The organism is Pseudonocardia charpentierae (assembly GCF_031845345.1).
GTDB lineage: Bacteria > Actinomycetota > Actinomycetes > Mycobacteriales > Pseudonocardiaceae > Pseudonocardia > Pseudonocardia charpentierae.
The window spans coordinates 12478-32087 of record NZ_JAVREJ010000018.1 but is presented as its reverse complement, the minus strand read 5'-3'; the positions used below and the strand labels follow the sequence as shown (position 1 = coordinate 32087).

22 protein-coding genes are annotated in these 19610 nt (G+C 71.1%); 11 read left to right on the top strand and 11 right to left on the bottom strand.

What is annotated here, in order from left to right:
- Positions 1–38: 38 nt before the first annotated feature.
- Positions 39–323, top strand: coding sequence for a hypothetical protein (locus RM445_RS22750; protein ID WP_311558855.1), 285 nt, complete (start codon positions 39–41; stop codon positions 321–323).
- 9 nt (positions 324–332) lie between these two features.
- Here RM445_RS22750 and RM445_RS22745 read toward each other — a convergent pair whose 3' ends face one another.
- Together RM445_RS22745 and RM445_RS22740 are read right to left on the bottom strand one after the other, a co-directional pair.
- Positions 333–1439, bottom strand: coding sequence for an EAL domain-containing protein (locus tag RM445_RS22745; protein ID WP_311558854.1), 1107 nt, complete (start codon positions 1437–1439; stop codon positions 333–335).
- Between the two features lie 2 nt (positions 1440–1441).
- Positions 1442–1609 (bottom strand): DUF1059 domain-containing protein, encoded by a 168-nt coding sequence (locus RM445_RS22740; RefSeq protein ID WP_311558853.1) that lies wholly within the window; start codon positions 1607–1609, stop codon positions 1442–1444.
- 306 nt (positions 1610–1915) lie between these two features.
- On the opposite strand from RM445_RS22740, the gene RM445_RS22735 reads away from it, so the two are divergent.
- Positions 1916–2806 (top strand): diguanylate cyclase domain-containing protein, encoded by an 891-nt coding sequence (locus RM445_RS22735; RefSeq protein WP_311558852.1) that lies wholly within the window; start codon positions 1916–1918, stop codon positions 2804–2806.
- A gap of 12 nt (positions 2807–2818) precedes the next feature.
- On the opposite strand, the gene RM445_RS22730 is transcribed toward RM445_RS22735, so the two are convergent.
- Together RM445_RS22730 and RM445_RS22725 are read right to left on the bottom strand one after the other, a co-directional pair.
- Positions 2819–3784, bottom strand: coding sequence for an ATP-binding protein (locus tag RM445_RS22730; protein ID WP_311558851.1), 966 nt, complete (start codon positions 3782–3784; stop codon positions 2819–2821).
- A 36-nt stretch (positions 3785–3820) separates the two neighbouring features.
- Positions 3821–5347: an alpha/beta hydrolase gene (locus tag RM445_RS22725; protein WP_311558850.1), complete on the bottom strand. Its 1527-nt coding sequence runs from the start codon at positions 5345–5347 to the stop codon at positions 3821–3823.
- Positions 5348–5624: 277 nt separating this feature from the next.
- Between RM445_RS22725 and RM445_RS22720 the strand changes: the two genes are divergently transcribed.
- From RM445_RS22720 to RM445_RS22710, 3 genes are all read left to right on the top strand, one after another.
- Entirely contained in the window at positions 5625–7403 is a 1779-nt protein-coding gene (locus RM445_RS22720) for a sensor histidine kinase (protein ID WP_311558849.1), read from the top strand.
- Complete coding sequence (locus RM445_RS22715) at positions 7394–8041, top strand: response regulator transcription factor (RefSeq protein ID WP_311558848.1); 648 nt, start codon at positions 7394–7396, stop codon at positions 8039–8041. The genes RM445_RS22720 and RM445_RS22715 overlap by 10 nt, the downstream gene beginning before the upstream one ends.
- A gap of 83 nt (positions 8042–8124) precedes the next feature.
- Positions 8125–9375, top strand: a complete 1251-nt coding sequence (locus tag RM445_RS22710) for a serine hydrolase domain-containing protein (RefSeq protein WP_311558847.1) — start codon at positions 8125–8127, stop codon at positions 9373–9375.
- A gap of 63 nt (positions 9376–9438) precedes the next feature.
- Here RM445_RS22710 and RM445_RS22705 read toward each other — a convergent pair whose 3' ends face one another.
- Both RM445_RS22705 and RM445_RS22700 read right to left on the bottom strand, forming a co-directional pair.
- Positions 9439–10530, bottom strand: coding sequence for an IS630 family transposase (locus RM445_RS22705; protein ID WP_311558846.1), 1092 nt, complete (start codon positions 10528–10530; stop codon positions 9439–9441).
- A gap of 9 nt (positions 10531–10539) precedes the next feature.
- Complete coding sequence (locus tag RM445_RS22700; RefSeq protein ID WP_311558845.1) at positions 10540–11343, bottom strand: DUF5602 domain-containing protein; 804 nt, start codon at positions 11341–11343, stop codon at positions 10540–10542.
- A gap of 181 nt (positions 11344–11524) precedes the next feature.
- Here RM445_RS22700 and RM445_RS22695 point away from each other — a divergent pair, with 181 nt between their 5' ends.
- Positions 11525–12355 (top strand): LLM class F420-dependent oxidoreductase, encoded by an 831-nt coding sequence (locus tag RM445_RS22695; protein ID WP_311558844.1) that lies wholly within the window; start codon positions 11525–11527, stop codon positions 12353–12355.
- A gap of 25 nt (positions 12356–12380) precedes the next feature.
- On the opposite strand, the gene RM445_RS22690 is transcribed toward RM445_RS22695, so the two are convergent.
- Together RM445_RS22690 and RM445_RS22685 are read right to left on the bottom strand one after the other, a co-directional pair.
- A complete protein-coding gene (locus RM445_RS22690; RefSeq protein WP_311558843.1) occupies positions 12381–13007 on the bottom strand; it encodes a GDSL-type esterase/lipase family protein in 627 nt (208 codons plus the stop codon).
- Between the two features lie 73 nt (positions 13008–13080).
- Positions 13081–13614: a GNAT family N-acetyltransferase gene (locus tag RM445_RS22685; protein WP_311558842.1), complete on the bottom strand. Its 534-nt coding sequence runs from the start codon at positions 13612–13614 to the stop codon at positions 13081–13083.
- Between the two features lie 253 nt (positions 13615–13867).
- On the opposite strand from RM445_RS22685, the gene RM445_RS22680 reads away from it, so the two are divergent.
- Together RM445_RS22680 and shbA are read left to right on the top strand one after the other, a co-directional pair.
- Complete coding sequence (locus RM445_RS22680; protein ID WP_311558841.1) at positions 13868–14464, top strand: dihydrofolate reductase family protein; 597 nt, start codon at positions 13868–13870, stop codon at positions 14462–14464.
- A 222-nt stretch (positions 14465–14686) separates the two neighbouring features.
- Positions 14687–15349: an RNA polymerase sigma factor ShbA gene (gene shbA / locus RM445_RS22675; RefSeq protein WP_311558840.1), complete on the top strand. Its 663-nt coding sequence runs from the start codon at positions 14687–14689 to the stop codon at positions 15347–15349.
- On the opposite strand, the gene RM445_RS22670 is transcribed toward shbA, so the two are convergent.
- Positions 15296–16324, bottom strand: coding sequence for a GlxA family transcriptional regulator (locus tag RM445_RS22670; protein ID WP_311558839.1), 1029 nt, complete (start codon positions 16322–16324; stop codon positions 15296–15298). The genes shbA and RM445_RS22670 overlap by 54 nt on opposite strands.
- Positions 16325–16433: 109 nt before the next feature.
- Between RM445_RS22670 and RM445_RS22665 the strand changes: the two genes are divergently transcribed.
- From RM445_RS22665 to RM445_RS22655, 3 genes are all read left to right on the top strand, one after another.
- A complete protein-coding gene (locus RM445_RS22665; protein WP_311558838.1) occupies positions 16434–17000 on the top strand; it encodes a hypothetical protein in 567 nt (188 codons plus the stop codon).
- A 110-nt stretch (positions 17001–17110) separates the two neighbouring features.
- Complete coding sequence (locus tag RM445_RS22660) at positions 17111–17506, top strand: cupin domain-containing protein (RefSeq protein ID WP_311558837.1); 396 nt, start codon at positions 17111–17113, stop codon at positions 17504–17506.
- Between the two features lie 33 nt (positions 17507–17539).
- The gene (locus RM445_RS22655) at positions 17540–18154 is read left to right on the top strand and encodes a hypothetical protein (protein ID WP_311558836.1); all 615 of its coding nucleotides are present in this window, start codon (positions 17540–17542) and stop codon (positions 18152–18154) included.
- A gap of 36 nt (positions 18155–18190) precedes the next feature.
- Here RM445_RS22655 and RM445_RS22650 read toward each other — a convergent pair whose 3' ends face one another.
- Positions 18191–18682, bottom strand: a complete 492-nt coding sequence (locus RM445_RS22650; protein ID WP_311558835.1) for a GNAT family N-acetyltransferase — start codon at positions 18680–18682, stop codon at positions 18191–18193.
- Positions 18679–19581, bottom strand: coding sequence for a GNAT family N-acetyltransferase (locus RM445_RS22645; RefSeq protein WP_311558834.1), 903 nt, complete (start codon positions 19579–19581; stop codon positions 18679–18681). The genes RM445_RS22650 and RM445_RS22645 overlap by 4 nt, the downstream gene beginning before the upstream one ends.
- Positions 19582–19610 lie beyond the last annotated feature (29 nt).

Below are 19610 nucleotides of genomic sequence, written 5' to 3'. Positions count from 1 at the left end.
CGACGTGCTGGACCGAGCCCCGGACCGCCGGAGGACACGTGACCGTGACCGTGCAGGACCACCGCCCCATTCCCACGGCTGCCGCCGGGACGAGTGGGCTGGCGTTGGCGATCCGCCCGCTCGACGACTCCGTGCTCGGCGACACGGTCGCGAAGTTCAGTCGGTGCGGCACCCAGCTCTACGTCAACACCTCGTGTCCACGCGAAGACCAGCTGTGGGCGATCGGAGAGGCGCTGGACCACCTGCGCGGGCTCCCGGCGCTGGGGGCTCAGGAGGTGCAACCGCTGCGGTGGTCCCGCAGCGCGGTCATCCTGCCCTACTGACGGTCGCGGTCAGGTCGGGGAGGATCCCGAGTCGATCGTGTCGGCGAGCCGGCCGAGTACCCGCTCGACGGTGACGAGGCCGACGAGCCGTGCGCGCTCGTCGCACAGCACGGCCGGGACGTGGCGCTCGTCCGTCGGGCGGGTGGCGATGCGCCGCGCGACGTCGGCGAGCCGTTCGGTGGGGAGCACGTTCAGCGGAGGGTGTGCGCCGCCGCGCCGGTCGACGAGGCGGACCGGTCGGTCGTGCTCGTCGACGACGACGACCCACGCGGTGGCGGGGTTGCGGGCGAACGAGGTGGGGGCGGCCTCGATCTCGCTGACGTGCGGCGCGTGCTCCGCGAGATCGAACAGCCCGCCGTACGCGGCGATGGACCGCCGGCGTCGGCAGAGCGCGACCGCGTCGGAATGGGCCTTGCCCATCATGGGCTGCGGAGAGCCGATTCCGTAGCCCTGGGCGAGCGGCACGCGTAGCGACAGGATGCGGTCGAGTTCGGCAGTGGTCTCGATGCCCTCGGCGACCAACCACGCGTCGAGTCGCGAGGTGAACATCCCGAGCGCTTCGACCACTGCAGCCTTGGTCTCGTCCTTGTCGATGCCGGCGACCAGGTCGCGGTCGACCTTGACGAAGTCGGGCCGCAGCACGGTGATGTGCTTGAGCGAGGCGAAACCGGCGCCCGCGTCGTCGACCGCGAGCAGCGCGCCGGCCGCGCGTAGGGGCTCGATCGCGGCGGCCAGGGCGTCGTAGTTGGCCACCGCGGTCTGCTCGGTGATCTCGACGACGATGCCGCGGAGGTCGCCGGCGTCGGCGAACACGGTGGCGACGGCTGCGGTGAGCAGCGCATCGGGGCCGATGTTGATTGAGAGGAAGCAGTTCGGCGGCAGCGCGGATCGGGCATCGAGCGCGGCGCGCAGAGCCCGGGCCTCCAGCTCGGGGCCGACACCCGCGGCGCGGGCGACGGCGAACCAGCGATCGGGTGTGGTGTGCGGTGGGCCGCTGAAGCGGGCCAGCGACTCGTACCCGACGACCGTGCCCCGCGCGGTGTCGATGATCGGCTGGAACTGCATGCTCAGGACGCCGGGCCTGCGGCAGGCCCTGACGATGACGTCCTGAGTCATGTTCATTGCAGGTTCGCCAGAACCTGACGGACCAGTTCCTCGGGAACCTCGGGTAGGTCGTGATCCTCACGGGCGTGGCGGGCGACCTGCTCGAGGATGCCCTGCTCGGTCTCCGCGGCGAAGGTGGCGGTGCACCCAGGCACCACGGCACCGCAGGCGAATTTCTTCATCTGCCTGGCTTCCTGTTGCTTTCTGTAGTGGGCTCGTCACCCTACCGGACTGCTTCTTGGCGATACCCGGCGCCTCGCGGTAACAAGCATCTTGCTTTCAGTGATCAGAAGGACTCACGAGCTGACGTGGTGTGACGGGATTACGGTCGGTCGCCGACGGATACTCATTCGTCCGTGCATCTGCACTTGAATCTGTAATTGCGGGCGTGTCGAGGCCGTGACAAGCTCCACGCTCGCCTGACGGATCCTGACCTGGGCAACTGATGTGACTCACGTACTGCGGCGCGACGCTCCGAGGTGGTCGGGGTGAGCGCCCCCGACCCCGTGGTGGTCAGCGCTGCCTTCCATCACGCACCGATGGGCGTGGTCGTCACCCGTCCGGACGGGGTCGTGGTCGCCTGCAATCCGGCGGCAGGCCAGCTGCTCGGCAGGGATCCTGCCGACCTGCTCGGCGAGGTCCTGTTCGACGCGGTGCACCCCGAGGATCTCGACGACGCGCGCCGCCGCAGTACTCGACTGGTGGCCGGCGGAACAGGGATCCTGCGCCACGAATGCCGTTTCCGCCTGAACACCGGCCGCGTCATCTGGGTTTCCCTGAGCCTGTCGCCGGTGCCGGAAGGCGGAGACCGAGCCGAGCACGTGGTCGTCCACCTCGAAGACATCACCGAACGCAAACGGCGCGAAGCCGAGCTCAGTCACCAGGCCCTGCACGATCCTCTGACCGGACTGGCGAATCGGACGCTGCTGATCGCGCGGATCGGCGAGGCCCTGTCCGGTCGCGGCCGGCACGCCCGCCCCGCGTATCTGTTCTACCTCGATCTCAACGGTTTCAAGAGAGTCAACGACCGGTTCGGGCACGCCGCCGGGGACGCCGTACTCACCCAGCTCGCACACCGGATCGTGGCGCAACTCCGGCCTGGCGACATCGCAGCGCGCCTGGGCGGAGACGAGTTCGCGGTGCTGTGCGAGGACGCCGAACCCCACCACGCCGCCTCCATCGCCCAGCGGCTGCGCACGGCGGCCGCCAAGCCCTTTCTGATCAACAATGACCGGATCACCCTGTCCGCGGCGGTGGGCGGCAGTCCCGCTCATGTCGCCGACCCCGACGAGCTGCTCCGCGAAGCCGACCGGCGCATGTACGAGACCAAGCGACGTACCGTCGGCGTACCGGTTCCGGAACCACGCGGCGCCACGTAGATCCGCTGGTCCTCACCGCCGGTTGAGCAGCGCCCACACCGTCTTGCCACCGGCATGGGGGGTGACGCCCCAGCCCCAGCTCCGGCTCAGTCCTCGGACGATCAGCAGGCCGTACCCCCGTTCGTCGGGAACCACAATCTGTTGGTGTCCTTCGGTGACGGGGCTGTTGTCGCGGACGGCGATCTGGAGGCGTCTCGAGTCGACCGCCAGGTGCAGGACGCACGCGGTGGCAGCGTGTTCGACGGTGTTGCCCACCAGCTCCGTGACCACCGTTGCCGCCGCCTCGTACAGGCCGTCGTCGAGACCCCAGTCTTCGCACGCCGACGCCACGGCGGCCCGGGCGAGGCCTGGAGCCATCGGGTCGTTCGGCAGGTCGTGGTCGCGAACCACCCGCGGGGGGCGCACGTCGAGCAGACGGCGCGCTTCGGTGAGCGTCGTCGCCAGCGGCACCGTCAGATGCACGCGCGAGGCCTCGCCGGACTCGGGCAGGGGATGGTCGGTCGTGAAGCGGTCCGACGCTGGCATGTCCGGCAGTGGGTACTGCAGGACGACCCGCGTGCCATGGCCGTGATGGTCGATCGCGACGTCGGCGCCGAGCCGCCGGATCATGTCGAGCCCGCGGCCGCGGTCAGGGGACCCGGTTGTCGACTCCCGCCACTCCCCGTGGTCGGCCACCGAGAGGCAGAGGTTGCCGCCGTCGAGCCAGCAGGTCAGCTCGACGTGGCCACCGGTGTCGCCGGGTGGGTAGGCGTGCTCGATCGCGTTGGCCGCCGTCTCGTGCACCGCCAGGATCACGTCGTGTTCGACGTCGTCCGGCAGATCCAGCGTGCGAGCCAGCGGCGCGCCTCGGCTCGCACCGCGGCCAACTGTGTCGCCTCGGCCCTCACGTGGTGGACGTGGCGGTCCGGCCCACCGGGGGGAACAGATGACGCAGCCAGAGGCAGGTGCCGCTGCCGCTGCTTCGTCACCGACGATCATCAGCCGTCGAGCACGAGGAACGACCGACGGCCGGGCTCACAGGGCGAACGCCGCGGGCGCCACCGTGTTCAGGCATTGCGTGTCCGGTGCCGAGAGGCCGTCGAGGAAGCTCTGCATGACGGGCAGCGCGCAGGGAGTCGACCAGAGCAGGACATCGTGCGCGGAGTCGGGGAACAGCAGGCGGGTCGCCTTCGGGAGCGACCGGGCCACCAGTTCGCCGTTGCGTGGCGCGGTGATCGCGTCCAGACCGCCGTCGAGGATCAGTACGGGCGTGTCGCCGGTCGCGGGCGTGGCCACCGCCTCGGGTGCGGCGGGGACGTCCCAGCTGCGGCAGTCGCCCAGCAGGTAGGGAGCCTGCGGGAGCAGGCCCAGCACGGCGTCGGGCAGGTCGGGAAGCACGGGCCGGCCTGCGGCGACGATGTCCGCCCTGTCGATCGTCGCCGCTGCCTCCGAGCAGAACACGCCCAGGGCCAGCCCGTAGCCGGTTACCCCGGAGGGCGGCGCACCCGCGAGCAGCGCGGCGGCGAGCACGGAGCCGTCGCCGCGGGCGAGGTTCTCGACGGCCGCCGGCACCGTGGCGATCGTGCCGGGGACCAGGCTCGCCGTGATGGCGAAGTTGACCAGCTTGTAGCCGTCGACGACGACCGGAGCGGCCGTGCCGGTGGCCGGGTTGTCGACGGTGACGGTGCGGGGCGTGGTGGTGAGGTCGCGGGCGAGCCGGAAGAAGTCGTCCCGAAGGGTCGGATGGGCGTCCCGGCAGGCCGGCTGGGCGGCGCAGGCGTCGAACATCGCCGTCAGACCCGAGGCGGCCGAGGGCCAGAAGCTGAGCATGGTGTTGGCCTGCGGAGGCACCACGGAGTCGAGCACGACGCTGCGGATGCCCTCGGGGTGGTCGCGCAGCGTCTGCAGCGCGAGGTCGGTGCCGTAGGAGACGCCGTAGAGGTTCCACTGCTCGATGCCGAGCGCCACGCGCAGGTCGGCGACGTCAGCGGCGTTCTCCGTCGTCGAATACATGCCGAGGTCGGTTCCGGTGGCGGCGAGCCGGTCGCGGCACGCCCGGGTGGCCGCGGCACTGCGGTCGGCGGTGGCCGGGTCGAAGCTGCTCAGCCCGGTCCAGTCGGCGAGGAACGCGTCGATCTCCGGACAGGACAGCAGCGGATCGGATTTCCAGGTGCCCCGCTGGTCCAGGAAGATCACGTCGCGGTCCCTGTTCCAGCCAGCACCGATCCGTGGCGCCGCGCTGAGGAGTCCGCTGCCTCCGGGGCCGCCCGCGAGGTAGAGCAGCGGGTCCGCCCGGGGTGTGGCCGAGGTCGCCTTGGCCCGGGCCACCGCGAGCCGGATCCGACGGCCGTCCGGACGGGCGCGGTTCTCCGGCACGGTCAGGTAGCCGCACTCCACACCGGCGCCCAGATCGAGCTGGGGGACGTTCGGGTAGATCGGGTTGGGGCACGGTGCCGACACGTAGGTGCTGGTGCTGGTCGGCACGGCGCCAGCTCCCGTTGCAGGCGCACAGGCGGCCAGCATCCCGACCACCCCGACCACCCCGACCAGGGCGACGAGCACTGCCGGGCCACCCCACCCCGCCCGGCCCCTCCGTCGTCCCGCTCCATGAGCCACGTCGACTGGCATCCCGATCCGCCTTCCTCCGTCCTCCACGAACCCGGCTCGGGTCGGAGAACCGGCTCCCCGGGCCGAATGCTGTCGTCACGATCGGGCCGCGACAACCGACCTGGGGCGGGGGGCGCACAGGACCTGGGTCCTGGTCCACTCGGGGACCTCGTACCCGGTAGGAGAGACAGGTCGGTTTGACGAGCCGCCAGGTGGCGATCATGGTTTCTGCGTGACGAACATCCGGCGGAACCCCGGGTTCCGAGCCGCGAGGAGTTCGCCGGGCGCGTGGTCGGGCCATGCGTTGCAGCTCGCCCTCGCCCTCGTGCTGACACTCGGGACGGTCCTCGCCGTCGTCGGTGCCGGCGCGGTCGCCGCCGCGTCGCCGGCCGGGCTCGGCGACGCGGCGCCGTCCGCGGTCGGGCTGGTCTATCTCGCGGTCGGCGCCGTCGCCTGGAGCCGGCGCCCCGGGAACCGGCTCGGGCTGTTGATCTGCGTGACCGGGACGCTGTTCCTGCTCGCGTCGCTCTACAACGCCGCCGAGCCGGTGATGGTGTTCCTGGGTGTGCTCGGCGGCCAGTCGGTGCTCGCCGGCGTGCTGCACCTGCTGCTGGCGTTCCCGTCCGGGCGCCTGACCGGTGCACGCGACCGCGCACTGGTCGTCGCGGGCTATCTGACCACCACCGTTCCGCTGTTCCTGCAGTACGCCTACAGCGGCGAGCCCGTCGTTCTCCCGATCTTCGACCAGGGAGCCGACGCCGGGGTCGTGGCCGCCGCGGACCTGGCCCACCGGGTGCTGGCCACCGCGGTCCTGCTGATCTCGGCGGCCGTGCTGGTGCAGCGTCTCCGCAGGTCCGCGGCGGTCGGGGCGCAGCGCCGGACGCGTGCCGTCGTCTACCTGACCGGCATGCTCGTACTGACCTTCATCCCCTTCTCGGCGCTCGTGCTGGAGCCGGTCGCCGCCCTGTCGTCTCAGGCCCGGTTCCTCCTGCAGATCGGCGCCCTCGCCGTCGTCCCGTTCGTCTTCGCGGTCGCGATCCTGCGCGGCGGGTTCGCGCGCACCGCGCAGCTCGAGGAGCTAGGGCTGTGGCTGGGCTCGGCCGACGGTCGTCGACCGGTACGTGAGGCGCTGGCCGCGGCGCTCGGCGACGAGTCCCTGGAGCTGTACTTCCCGTCGAGACCCCACGGGTGGCTGCTCGACGAGGGCGGGCGGGTCGTCGCGCCGGAGCGCGACGGCGCGACCGTCTCCGTCGACGCCGCCGACGGGGCGGTCGCCGTCATCGCCTACGACAGCTCGCTGATCGGCGATCCGTCGCTCGTGCAACAGGCAGGACGCGTCGTGGCGCTGGCCCTGGAACGGGAGCGGCTGACCGCGGAGCTGCTGGCCCGCCGACAGGAACTGCTGGAGTCACGCTCACGGCTGGTCCAGGTCGCCGACGACGAGCGGCGCAGGTTCGCCCAGGACCTCCACGACCTGTTGCAGAGCCGGCTCGTGCTCGCGACGCTGCGCGCCGGGACGTTGGGCAGCGCACCGGGCCTGGACCCGGCGATCCGCCACGACGCCGACGCGTTGCGCGACGATCTCACCGAGGCCGTCCGCGAGCTGCGGCGGCTCGTGCACGGCGTGATGCCGGCCCTGCTGCTGGAGCGAGGGCTGTTCGCCGCGGCGGAGGACCTGCTCGACCGCTCCCCGATCCCGGTGGACGCCCACTGGTGCGGCGTGCTGACCGAACTCCCCGCGGCCGTGTCGACCGGGGCGTACTTCATCCTCGCGGAGGCGACCGCGAACGCGGTCAAGCACTCCCGGGCATCCGCGATCCGGGTCCGCGTCGAGCGGGCAGATGATGCGCTGACACTCGACTTCGCCGACGACGGCGTCGGCGGCGCGACCCCGACCGGCGCCGGCCTGCGGGGCGTGCGCGATCGGGTCGACGTGCTCGACGGGCGCTTCGAGCTGCTCAGCCCGCCCCACCAGGGCACCCGACTGCTGGTGCAGCTGCCGTGCGGTTGATCATCGCCGAGGACGAGACCCTGCTGCGCGAGGGCCTCGTCCTCGTGCTGGAGCGGGCCGGGTTCGAGATCGCCGGGACCGCGGCCGCCGCGGACACCCTGCTGGAGCTGGCCGAGCGCGTGCGGCCCGACGTCGTCGTCACCGACATCCGGATGCCACCCGGTCGGGCGGACGACGGCCTGACCGCCGCGATCCGGATCCGGCGCACGCTGCCCGGTGTGGGCGTCCTGGTCCTGTCCCAGTACGTGCAACGCCGCTACGCCCTCGAGCTGATCGGGACGAACCCGGCCGGGGTGGGCTACCTGCTCAAGGAACGGATCGGCGAGGTTCGCCGGTTCGTCGACGACGTCGAGCAGGTCGGGTCCGGCGGGACGGTGATCGACCCCGAGGTCGTCCGGGTCATGATGACCCGGGCCGCGCACAAGCACGGCGACCTCGAACGACTCACCCCCCGCCAGCGCGACGTCCTCGAACTGATCGCCCAGGGCCGCACCAACGCCGCGATAGCGGCCCGCCTGGGCATCGCCGAGAAGTCGGTGGTCCAGCACGCCTCCCGGATCTACGACGACCTCGGGCTCGAGGTCAATCCTGTCGACCATCGGCGGGTGATGGCGGTCATCCGGTACCTGTCCTGGTGAACGGGACCTGGGTCCATGGTCATCAGGTGCTGCGGGTCATAGCGTCGATCGCCGAGGAGTGTCCGCACGGAGAGGGGTTTTGAATGACGATGGTCCGGCGCGCCCCTGTGGCCCGGGCGGGCGTGGCGCTCGCGGTGACGGCGGTGTTCGCGGCCGGGTGCACGTCCGGACCGGCCGGTTCCGCTCGACCCGCGTCGACCACCGCACCGACCGCATCGACCGCGCCGGCCGCGGCCCCGGCGTTCGCGGCCGACCTCGGCCCGAAGATCACTGCGCTGATGGACGAGCTCAGCGTGCCGGGCGCCATCGTGTACGTCGACGTGCCCGGGAAAGGCACCTGGCTCACCGCGTTCGGCTCGTCCACCACCGAAGGCGCGCCCCCGATGAGCACCGACAACCACATGCGGATCGGCAGCGTCACCAAGAGCCTGACCGCCGAGGTGGTCCTGCAGCTCGTCGACCAGGGCGCCATCGGCCTCGACGACCCGGTGACGAAGTACCTGCCCGGCGTGCCGAACGGCGAGAACATCGCCATCCGCCAGCTGCTCGGCATGACCGCCGGGATCTTCAACTTCACCGAGGACGACTACTTCAACCTCACGCTCGACAAGGACCCCCACAAGCCGTGGACCCCCTTCGAGTGCATCGGCATCGGGCTCGCCCATCCGCCGTACTTCCCTCCCGGCCAGGGCTTCCACTACTCGAACACGAACTACGAGATCCTCGGTGTGATCGCCGAGCGAGTGGGCAAGGCGCCCCTGCAGAAGCTCATGCAGGATCTCGTGTTCGCCAAACTCGGCATGAGGTCGACGAGCCTGCCGGTCTACGACGACACCGCAATTCCTGACCCGCACTCGCAGGGCTACATGTACGGCACGAACGTCGAGGGCAACGTCGCCTACAACGCCGCCCTGGCCGGGAACAAAGCCGCCGCGCAGATCACGGTGGCGCCGGGGACGAAGCCGAACGACGTCACCGACCTCCCCTCGAACGGTGTGGCCAGCGGTGCCGCGATCTCCACCATCGGCGACATGGTCATCTGGGCGAAGGCGCTGGGAACCGGCTCGCTGCTGACCCCGGCCACGCAGGCCGCCCGCACGACGTTCGACCCGCGCGGCAACTACGGCCTCGGCGTGGAGAAGGCGTTCGGCGGCCTGATCGGGCACAACGGGGCCGTGCCCGGCTTCCAGACGTTCGTGGGCTACCAACCCGAGAAGGGCGCCACAGTCATCGTCATGGCGAACCTGCTGCTGGCGCCGAACACCTATTTCGGCGAGGCGCTCCCCGCGGACGGAATCGCGCAACTCGTCCAGCAGACGGTGCTCCCGGAATGATGGGGTCGTCCTTGCTCCGGTGGGGCAGAAGAAGTCAGGACGCCTGGCGCATGGTCAGTCCGGCTAGTGTCCTGCGCCGTTGATTCGGCGTAGAAGTCGTCCGAGTCGTTCGAGGATGTCCTCGGCGGTCTTGGTCCAGATGAACGGTCTTGGGTTGTCGTTCCAGGCCTTTACCCAGGTTCGGATGTCGGCTTCGAGGGCGTGGACGCTGCGGTGGTCACCGCGTTGGAGCAGGTCTTCGGTGAGGTAGGCGAACCAGCGTTCGACTTGGTTGAGCCAGCTGGAGTAGGTCGGGGTGTGGTGCAGGGTGAAGCGGGGATGACGGGCCAGCCATGTCTTGATCGCCGGGGTCTTGTGGGTGCCGTAGTTGTCGGCGATCAGATGGACCTGCAGGTGCGCGGGGACCGTGGCGTCGATCTTGGTGAGGAACTTCTTGAACTCGATCGTGCGGTGCCGGCGGTGCAATGAGGAGATCACGGTGCCGTCGGCGGTGTTGAACGCCGCGAACAGGCTGGTGGTGCCGTGGCGGACGTAGTCGTGGGTGGCACGCTCGGGCATGCCGGGCATCATCGGGAACGTCGGCTGGGACCGTGCCAGGGCCTGGACCTGTGACTTCTCGTCCACCGACAGCACGACTGCACCCTCGGGTGGGTTGAGGTAGAGCCCGACGACGTCGAAGACCTTCTCCACGAACAACGGGTCGTTTGACAGCTTGAACGTCTCGGCGCGGTGCGGCTTGAGTTCGAAGGTCTTCCAGATCCGTCCGATGCTCGAGCGCGACAGCCCGGTCCGTTCGGCCATCTTCGCCCGCGACCAGTGCGTGGCGTTCGCCGGCGTGGACTCCAGCGTTGCCACGACAACGTCCTCGACTTGCTCGGCGGTGATCGACGATGGGCGCCCGGGCCGCGGATCATCGGCCAGCCCGTCGAGGCGGGCCTGCACGAACCGGGCCCGCCATTTACCGACCGTCTGGGGCGAGACTCCGAGGTCGTCGGCGACTGCGGTGTTGGACCGACCCTGCGCGCACGCCAGCACGATCCGAGAGCGCATCGCCAGCGCCTGCGCCGAGGTGGCCCGCCGCGCCCACCGCTGCAGCTGCTCGCGCTCGTCAGCGGTCAGTTCCAGCACGGCTTTGGGGCGTCCGGTACGGGCCATACCTCCAGTCTAGGACTTACCCTGCGAAATACTGGCGCAGGACACTAGTGCGATCACGTAGTCCTTCGTCTGCTGGTCGACGTGGACGGTGTAGGTGGTCGGGTAGTAGGCCGTCTTCTGGTACGACTGGGGCTGCTTGAGGTTCTCCTGCACGGTCGGCTGGGTGAGCAGCCACTCGCGGGTGATCATCGGCTCGATGAACGTGTAGCGGCCGTCCCACGCGCCGTTGATGATGATCTGCTCGAAGTCGTACTTGCCCGGCACGAGCGTGGTGTCGCCGGAGTCGACCAGGTGCACACCCATGCCGGGCACGACCTGGGCCGCGACCGGAGGCCCCGGGGGAACGACGTAACCCTGGGGCAGGTACTTCGGCTCGGGAAGGTTTTCGGCCTTCGTCGCATAGCCCGGGTCGTCCGGGTTGATCGCCTGCATCGTGGACATGTCGACCATGTCGAAGTGGAAGTCGAAGTGCGGCTTCCCGAACAGTTCGGGAGGTTCGTGTCCCTGTGGGTTCCAGTTCAGCATGACGTGGTTGAGGGCGGTTCGGGCAGCCTGGTCGGGAAACGCGAGCATCACCATTTCTGCAGGGCCGGTGTCCTGAGGTAGACCGTCCATAGCGGTTGCGGTGAGCCGTAGACCGACTTCAGTGGGCTGCCCCGCGTCGTCCAGCGTGACGAAGGTCTTCACCGTGCCGTTCCCGAGTGGCTGTGAGGGGCCGAAAACGGTTTCGCCGCCCGGCCTGTCGGTGGCAATGATATCGGTAGCTCTGGCGGTGCACGAGCAGGCGAAGGCGACGACGGTGCAGACGGCCACCGCCAGTCGAGTACTCCGGCCCATGTGGTGGGAACGCACGATCCTCCTCCATCCTGATCAATTCACACTCATCCGGGGGGAGCGAGGCAAGGAGCGTGGCAGCGTCGCGCCCGTTCTGCGATACGTACTTCTACGTACTGCGGGGCGCGCGACGACGGCGTCGGTCGGGTATGACGATGCGATGAGATTCGGGATCGCCACGTTCATCACCGACGAGGGCATCCGGCCCGACGTGTTGGGGCGTGCTCTGGAGGAGCGGGGCTTCAGCTCGTTGTTCATCGCCGAGCACTCCCACATCCCCGTCAGCCGGGAGTCGCCGTACCCCGGGGGAGGCGAGCTGCCGCGGAAGTACTACCGCACGCTCGATCCTTTCGTCGCGCTGACGGCGGCCGGCACGGTGACGTCGCGGCTGCTGCTCGGCACGGGGATCGCGCTGCTGCCACAGCGCGACGTCATCCACACCGCGAAGCAGGTCGCCAGTCTCGACGTCGTGTCCGGCGGGCGCGTCGCCTTCGGGGTCGGGGTCGGGTGGAACCGGGAGGAGATGCGCAACCACGGCACCGATCCCGCCACTCGCGGGGCGCTGATGGACGAGCAGTTGGCCGCGTTGCAGCAGATCTGGACCGGCGAGCAGGCCGAGTACCACGGCGAGCACGTCGACTTCGACCCGATCCACCTGTGGCCGAAGCCCGTGCAGAAGCCGTATCCGCCGATCTACATCGGTGGCGAGAGCCCGGCGGCGTTGCGGCGGCTGGCGACCTACGGCGACGCATGGCTGCCGCGCGTGCGCACCCCACCGACGGAGATCAAGCGGGTGCGGAGCTGGCTGGCCGAGCAGGGTCGTGACGAGGTCCCGTTCACGGTGTTCGGGGCGGACACCGACGAGGGGCGCCTGGCGGGGTTCGCCGAGGCCGGGGTCGAGGAGGTCACCCTGACACTCGACACGCTGCCTGAGGACGACACGCTGCGGTCACTCGACGCGCTGGCCGCGGTCGCCGCCGCGCACCGGTGACCCGTCGTCGAGGGGGAGCAGGTCGTCAGGCAGCGGCGCGCCGCAGGTCGGCCTCCCGCGCAGCCGCGACGACGTGCGGAGCGAGTGCCGCGGCGATGCGTGCGTAGCCGGCTGACGAGGGGTGGTAGCGGTCGTCGGAGAACAGCTCGGGTTCGCTCGCGAAGGCGTCGGCGAGCTGCCCGGCGATCGGTGCGACGACGGCGCCCGCCGCCTCGGCCGAGCCGGCCTGCCGACGCTGCAGTTCTTCGCAGGCGACGTGCAACGCAGGGCGCAGAGCGGCCGGGACTCCGGGCACGCACGACAGGTCGGGCGCGGGTGCGACGACCACGGCGGCTCCAGCAGCGTGCAGTGTGCGGACCGCAGAGGCGAGCGCCGCCGCCGACCGGGCAGCGGGGACGGACCGGGCGAGGTCGTTCGCGCCGACCATGACGAGGGCGATGTCGGCGTCGAGCGCGACGGCCTGGTGCACCTGGCCCGCGAGCTCGAGCGAGGTGGCGCCGGGAACGGCGACGACGTGGACCTGGACCGTGTGTCCGGCGCGCTCGACCACGCGGGACATCCGTGCGCCCAACGTGTCGTCGGGGCGGGTGGCGCCGGTGCCGTGCGCGAGCGAGTCACCGAGGACGACAAGACGCAGTGGACCTTCATTCACGTCCTGGTTCAACGCCTCCCGACGCCATGGCATGCCGCCTGACATCGATCTGTGACGATTCAGACGGCTTCGGTCAGCCCTGGAGGTCGCCGGGGCGAAGTCGGTACACCTGCAGGTTCAGGCCGTAGTACTTCGTGGTCTCGCCGACCCACTGCATGTCGAGCCTCTTCACCGTCGCGAGTGCCCGGGCGTTGTTCGGCCGGGCGACCGCGAAGAGTTCGTCGATGTCCTGGGTGAATGCCCACGTGATCAGTCCGCGGGCGGCTTCGGTGGCGTAGCCCTTGCCCCATTCGTCCGGGTTGAGCTGCCAGCTCAGTTCGAGGTCCTCGGCGTCGGGCGGCAGGAGGCGGATTCCGACGCCTCCGACGACCGCGCCGTCGTCGTTGCGCTCGATCGCCCAGCGTCCTTGGGGCGGGGTCAGTCCCGGCTGTTCCTGCTGCCACTGCTCGAGTACCGCTCGCATCGCGTCGACGTCGGCGATGCGGCCGAGCACGGGGGTGAGCCAGTGGGCGACCTCGGAAGAGCCGTAGATCGCGAGCGCGGCCGGGGCGTCGTCGGTGGACCAGTCGCGCAGCGTCAGCCGGGTGGTCGTCACGAGAGGCTGCATGCCCGGTCCTCGCTGTTCTCGACGTACCGGTGCGCGAACGCGACCGGTGTCCTCGTTACGACGCCTGCGCCGGCCTGGTCATTCCGCGAACGCGCGGGCGTGCGCTGCTGCCCACCGGATCGCAGCTCGCGCCCGAGGACGTCGCCCGGGATGTGCGCGGCCGAATGCCAGGATGGCGGGTGGAGGGGGAGTCGTCGTACGTCGAGCGCGCCGTCGGGGGCTACGTCGACCGGCTGAGAGGACACGATCACTGATGGCCAGGGTTGTGATGCAGGCGGTGGTCTCGGTGGACGGCTTCATCGCCTTTCCCGACGACACGGTCGGGCCGCTGTTCGACTGGTACTTCAACGGCGACACCGAGTTGACCGCCAGGCCGAGCGGCTGGACGTTCCGTGTCTCGCGGACGTCCCACGACTACATCCAGCCCTTCTGGGACGAGATCAAGGTGACGGTGATCGGCCGCCACCTGTTCGACACCACGAACGGCTGGGACGGCAAGCCGGCCGCCGGCGACGAGCTGGTCGTCGTCACCCACCGACCGTTGCCGGAGCGGTGGCTCGCCGACCACCCGGACGCACCGTTCCACGCCGCCGGCTCGGCCGAGGAGGGCATCGCGCTCGCCAGGGAGCTCGCGGGCGACGGTCTCGTCTGCGTGACCGCCGGCGACCTCGGCGGGCAGGCGTTCGCGGCCGGGCTCGTCGACGAGGTCGCGATGGACGTCGTCCCGGTGGTTCTGGGCGAGGGGGTGCGGTTCTTCGGCAGCCACGTCGGCACCGTGCTCCTCGACGATCCCGACCAGGTGGTCCAGGGCGACCGCGTGCTCCACCTGCACTACACGGTCAAGCGCTGATCACCGGAGTCAGACCGGTGGGCAGGGTCTGACAGTGCACCTCGCAGACCCGTCGAACTCGTCGCAGAGGCAATCGCCTCTGCGAGGACGGGGCGGGCTTTGCGAGGACGCGTTACGCGCGGCCGCATCACGCAACCCTGAGCCCGAGACGTGGGCGCCCCGGGTCGGATCTCCGGGACCTTCCTGATCCGGGCGAACCCCGGGCAGCGCCAGGGTCGGTGCATGACCGAGTGCCTCCGCACCGCTGGTGAGGCGAACGACGTCCCGGACGAGCTCGTCCGGGACGCGGCGGCCGGGGACCAAGACGCGGTGGGGCGGCTGCTGGCCGTGGTCCGGCCGTACGTCGTGCGCTACTGCCGTGCCCGGCTGGGCCCGTCGCACCGGATGTCCGCGGACGACGTCGCGCAGGAGGTGTGTCTCGCCGTGCTGACGGGCCTGCCCGGGTACCGGTTCCAGGGCAAGCCGTTCCTGGCGTTCGTGTACGGCGTCGCCGCGCACAAGGTGATCGACGCGCATCGGGCGGCCACCCGGACCCGCTGGGATCTCGACGTCGAGATCCCCGACGCGGCGGACACGACCGAGGGGCCCGAGCAGCACGCGCTGCGCGCCGAGCTGTCCGGTGAGCTGCGCCGGTTGCTCGACGAGCTGCCCGACCCGCAGCGCGAGATCCTCGTGCTCCGGGTGGCGCTCGGGATGTCGGCGGAGGAGACCGCGGGAGCGGTCGGTTCCACCCCGGGAGCGGTGCGCGTCGCGCAGCATCGGGCCCTCGCCCGGCTCCGCAGGTCGCTCGCCGAAGACGGCGTCCCGACGCAGGTGCGGCGGGCCTCGCGCCTATCGACCGCCGCCGACGGCTTGTGGGACACGGAACGCGCGGCGGTGCTCTGAGGGCGTCCGGCCGTAGGTGTCGAGGAACGCCTGGCGCAGGGTCTCCGACGACCCGAAGCCGCACCGACCGGCCACCCGGGCCAGGGGAAGGTCCGTCGTGGCGAGCAGAGCCGCGGCGGCCTCGGTGCGGGTCCGCCGGACGTGCTCGGCCGGGCTGCGTCCGAGGTGGGTGCGGAACAGCCGGCCCAGGTGGCGTTCGCTGACCCCCGCGCGTTCGGCGAGCGCAGCCGTCGACAGGTCGCCGTCGAGGTGCTGGACGACGTGGTCGACGACGTCGCGCACGACGTCGTGCGCCGGGGCGGGCGCGGCGACGTGCATGCTCATCTGGGCCTGTGTGCCGGGCCGCTGCAGGTAGGTGACCAGTGCGCGCGCCACCCGGCGCGCGAGGTCGGGGCCGTGGTCCTCGTCGACGAACGAGAGAGTCAGGTCCAGTGCGCTGGTGACGCCCGCGGACGTCGCGATACGGCCGTCGCGGATGAAGATCGGGTCCGGGTCGACGGTGACGGCCGGATGGTCGTGCGCGAGGGAGTCGGCGAACGCCCAGTGCGTGGTGGCGCGCCGCCCGTCGAGCAGGCCGGCGGCGGCGAGCACGCTCGCCCCGGTGCAGACCGACGCGACGCGGCGGGCCCGCCGGGCGAGGCGGCGCACGTGGGCGACGAGCACGTCGTCGTGAGCCGCGCGCAGGTGGCCGTAGCCGCCGACCACAATGAGCGTGTCGACCGGACCCGTGTCGTGCTCCAGGGCACCGTGGGCCTCGAGCCGCAGGCCCGGCCGCGCGGTGACCGGTCGTCCGCCGACGGCGAGCAGGCGGATGTCGTAGCCGGCGCCGTCGGATGTCGTGACGGGCGGGGCGTCGGAATGGGCGGTGTGCTCTCCGGTCAGGAACCGGGTGGCGGTCGCCAGCGTCGTGGTGACGCAGGCGATGTCGAGAAGCTCGGCGTCGTCGTAGGCGACGACCGCGGTGGCGACGGCCATGGGTGGACGATACGGCACGGGGGGTCCGACCGGACCGGTTTCGCAGGAATCCGGACCAAGCTCGACGGATACCCCCTCTGGGTACCTGTGCCGCGCCATGCTCGTCGCCATGACCGCACACACCACCTCACCCCGTCCCTCCCTTCGGCTCGCCGCTCTGACGCACCGCTGGCCCAGCGTCGTCGGGTTCGTCGCCGCGGTCGGCATATTCCTCGCGGGGGCCGACCGCGTGTCGGTCGCTCTCGTGGTCGCGATCGCCGCCACCTGTTACGTGGCCGCGGCGGCGTTCTCCTTGCCCTCGATGGCGTGGGCCTGGATCCCCCTGTCGTTCGTGGCCGTGTTCGCGGGTGCCCTGGTCGAGCTCGATCCGCTCGTGGCGACGGCCGTGGCCGCAGCCGTGCTCGTCGTGGTGGGGCTCCTGCGGGGCGCGGCCCGGCCGGCGCTGACGCTGGAGGTCGCCGGCTTGCTGATCTACGGGGCCATCGCGGTGAGCGCGCTGCTGCTCGCTCCGACGGCCGGCCTGGTCCTGGTGGCCCTGACGCTGGTCGCGCACGGGGTCTGGGACCTCTGGCACCTGCGTCGGCACCGCGACCTGGTCTCCCCGTCCCTGGCCGAGGCCTGTGTGGCGCTCGACGTCCCGCTCGGGCTGGCGGTCCTCGTCGCCGTACTGGTGTGACGCGACGAGCTCGAGCCCGTTGCTGGCGCTGAACATGGACGGGGGGCGCTGCCGTGTGGTCGTCGATCGGAGACACTCACCCCGACCACCACGAGGGAGACGCCGCAGCGATGATTCTGAAGTTTCCGATCGCCACCGTCGCCGAGCAGAGCACCGACTTCCGACGGGTGCTCTGGACCGGTGACAACAGCCAGCTGGTCACCATGACTATCCCGCCGGGCGGGGAGATCGGTGAGGAGACCCATCCGCACACCGATCAGCTCCTCGCGTTCGCGAGCGGGACGGGTGAGGCGGTCATCGCCGGCGAGTCGGAGCAGATCGCCGCGGGCGACCTCGTCGTGGTGCCCGCCGGGACCGTGCACAACTTCCGCAACACCGGCGCCGACCCGCTCGTGCTCTGGACGATGTACGCACCCCCGGAACACGCCGACGGCACGGTGCACGCGACGAAGGAGGAGGCCGAGGCGGCGGAAGAAGCCGGGGACGACGAGCCACCGGCTTCCTGACCGCACACCGTCGACGACACTCCGGAGGTCGAGATGGACGAGCATGCGGTGGTTGCGACCCGCCGATCCCTGCACGCGGTGGCCGAGCGCCTGCTCGCCGGGCCGCAGTACCGGGAGCACGGCGAGATCCGGCTGCAGGTGACACCGGGCGGCATCGGGCAGTTCGTCGGGCCGCTGCGGGTGGAGGGGACCGACATCGTCGGCGCGAGCGGACGGGTCCCGTTGCGCGGCCGCATCGGCGACATCGCAGCCGAACTGGGTGTCGAGGCGGGCGAGCCCGCGGACCTCTACTCTGAGCACGCCCAGTTCGGCGCGGACGACGAGCTGACCGTCGACCCGGCGGCGGCCGCGCTGCTGCTCGACTGGTTCGCCCGCGGTGACGGCGCGATGCGGCGCTTCGCTCCGTCCGAGGAGCCGATCCTGTGGCCCGAGCACTTCGATCTGGGGATCTCCCTCGACGAGGTCAACTACGGCGTGTCGCCGGGCGACGGGGGCCATTCCCTGCCGTACGCCTACGTCGGCCCGTGGACACCCCGCGAGGGTGAGTTCTGGAACGCGTCGTTCGGCGCAGACCGGCCAGCGCACCGACTGCCCGACACCGACGCCGTCGTCGCCTTCTTCGCCGCGGGCCGTGCCGCCGCGGCCTGACCTTCAGCCGGCTGCCCGGGCCACGACGCGGCGTGTTCAGGCCGGCGGGCGGACCTCCTGGTCGAGCCAGACGCGGTCGAGCAGGGGGATGCCGTCGACCTCGAGCCCCGGCGGGTAGCCCGTCGCCGGGCCGAAGGCGTCGCGCTCGACCGAGCGGAACCGGAAGCCCTGGCGCTGGTAGAAGCGCAGGTTGCCGACGTCCGCGGCCCCGGTGGCGACGACCATCTCGTCGGCGCCCGCGACCGCCGCGAGGTCGAGGGCCGCCCGCACGAGCCGCGCGCCGATGCCGCGGCCCCGCACCGCCTCGAGCACCGCCATGTTCTTGATCTCCACCCGGCCCGGGCGGTCGGTCTCGACGAGCTGCAGGTGGCCGAGCAGGTCGTCCCCGGACCGCGCGACCAGCACCCGGCCGGCGTGCAGGTACGAGTCGAGCTCGGTGGGGGAGTCCTCGGCCAGCTCGAAGAGGCTCCGCAGGTCGTTGCGGGCACCGGCGTGGAGCTCGATCCGGACGGCTTCTGGCTCCGTCATGGCTGCTGGGCGATTGCAGCATGGTGGCTTTGCTGCACTCCTACCGCAGCAAAGCCACCATGCTTCACCAGGACCGCGCGGGTGTAGAGCAGGTCGAACCCGCAGCGCTGCGCGTTCTGCTGCGACTTTGATCCGGGCTGGGTGACCACGACGGCGACGTCGCAGCCGGCCGCCGCGGCGTCGACGAGTCGCGCCGACAGCAGCGCGGCCTGGATGCCGTGACGGCGGTGCGCGGGTGCGGTGGCGGCCCCGGCGAACTGCGCGACGCCCTCGGCGAGTCGCAGGCCGGCGGCGCCGGCGAGGACGCCGTCGCGCAGCGCGGCGTAGCGCACGACACCGGCAGCGGCCATGTCCCGCTCGGCCCGGATGTAGACATCGCGGGGGAACTCCTCGTGCCAGGGCACGCCCTCGGTGTCCGGGCGGGCGACGGCGTCGGCGGCGACGTCGAGCCAGGCGTCGAACTCCTCGTCGCCGCTGCGGCGGACCTCGATCCCGGGTGGCATGACGCGCTCGGTTTCGTCGCCCAGCGCTCGCCCGAGCACGTTCTCGAACGACTCGAGCCGGTAGCCCCGGTCCGTGAGGAGCGCGCCGATCTCCGGGTCGGCGAGGTGGGGGAGCTCGACCTGGACGGGGGAGTCGCAGGCCGCGAAGGCCCGTTCGATCTCGTCGAGGTCGGCCGCGTCCGGCACGCCGGCGAACCCGAGCCCCGCGACCTTGTTGAACGGCGAGCCCGGCTCGGCGAAGCTCGCGACGCCGCCGGCCACGGGCAGGACGAAACCCCGGCCGTGGTTGCGGCGATGGGCGGCCCTACTGGCCTCGGTGACGAGCTGCGTGTCCGCGCGCTCGATGCGTTCGGCGAGGGCGGCGTCGCAGAACAACGGTGTCCGCTCGGTCATCATCTCTCCACGTTCTCAAGCCAGTTCGTCCA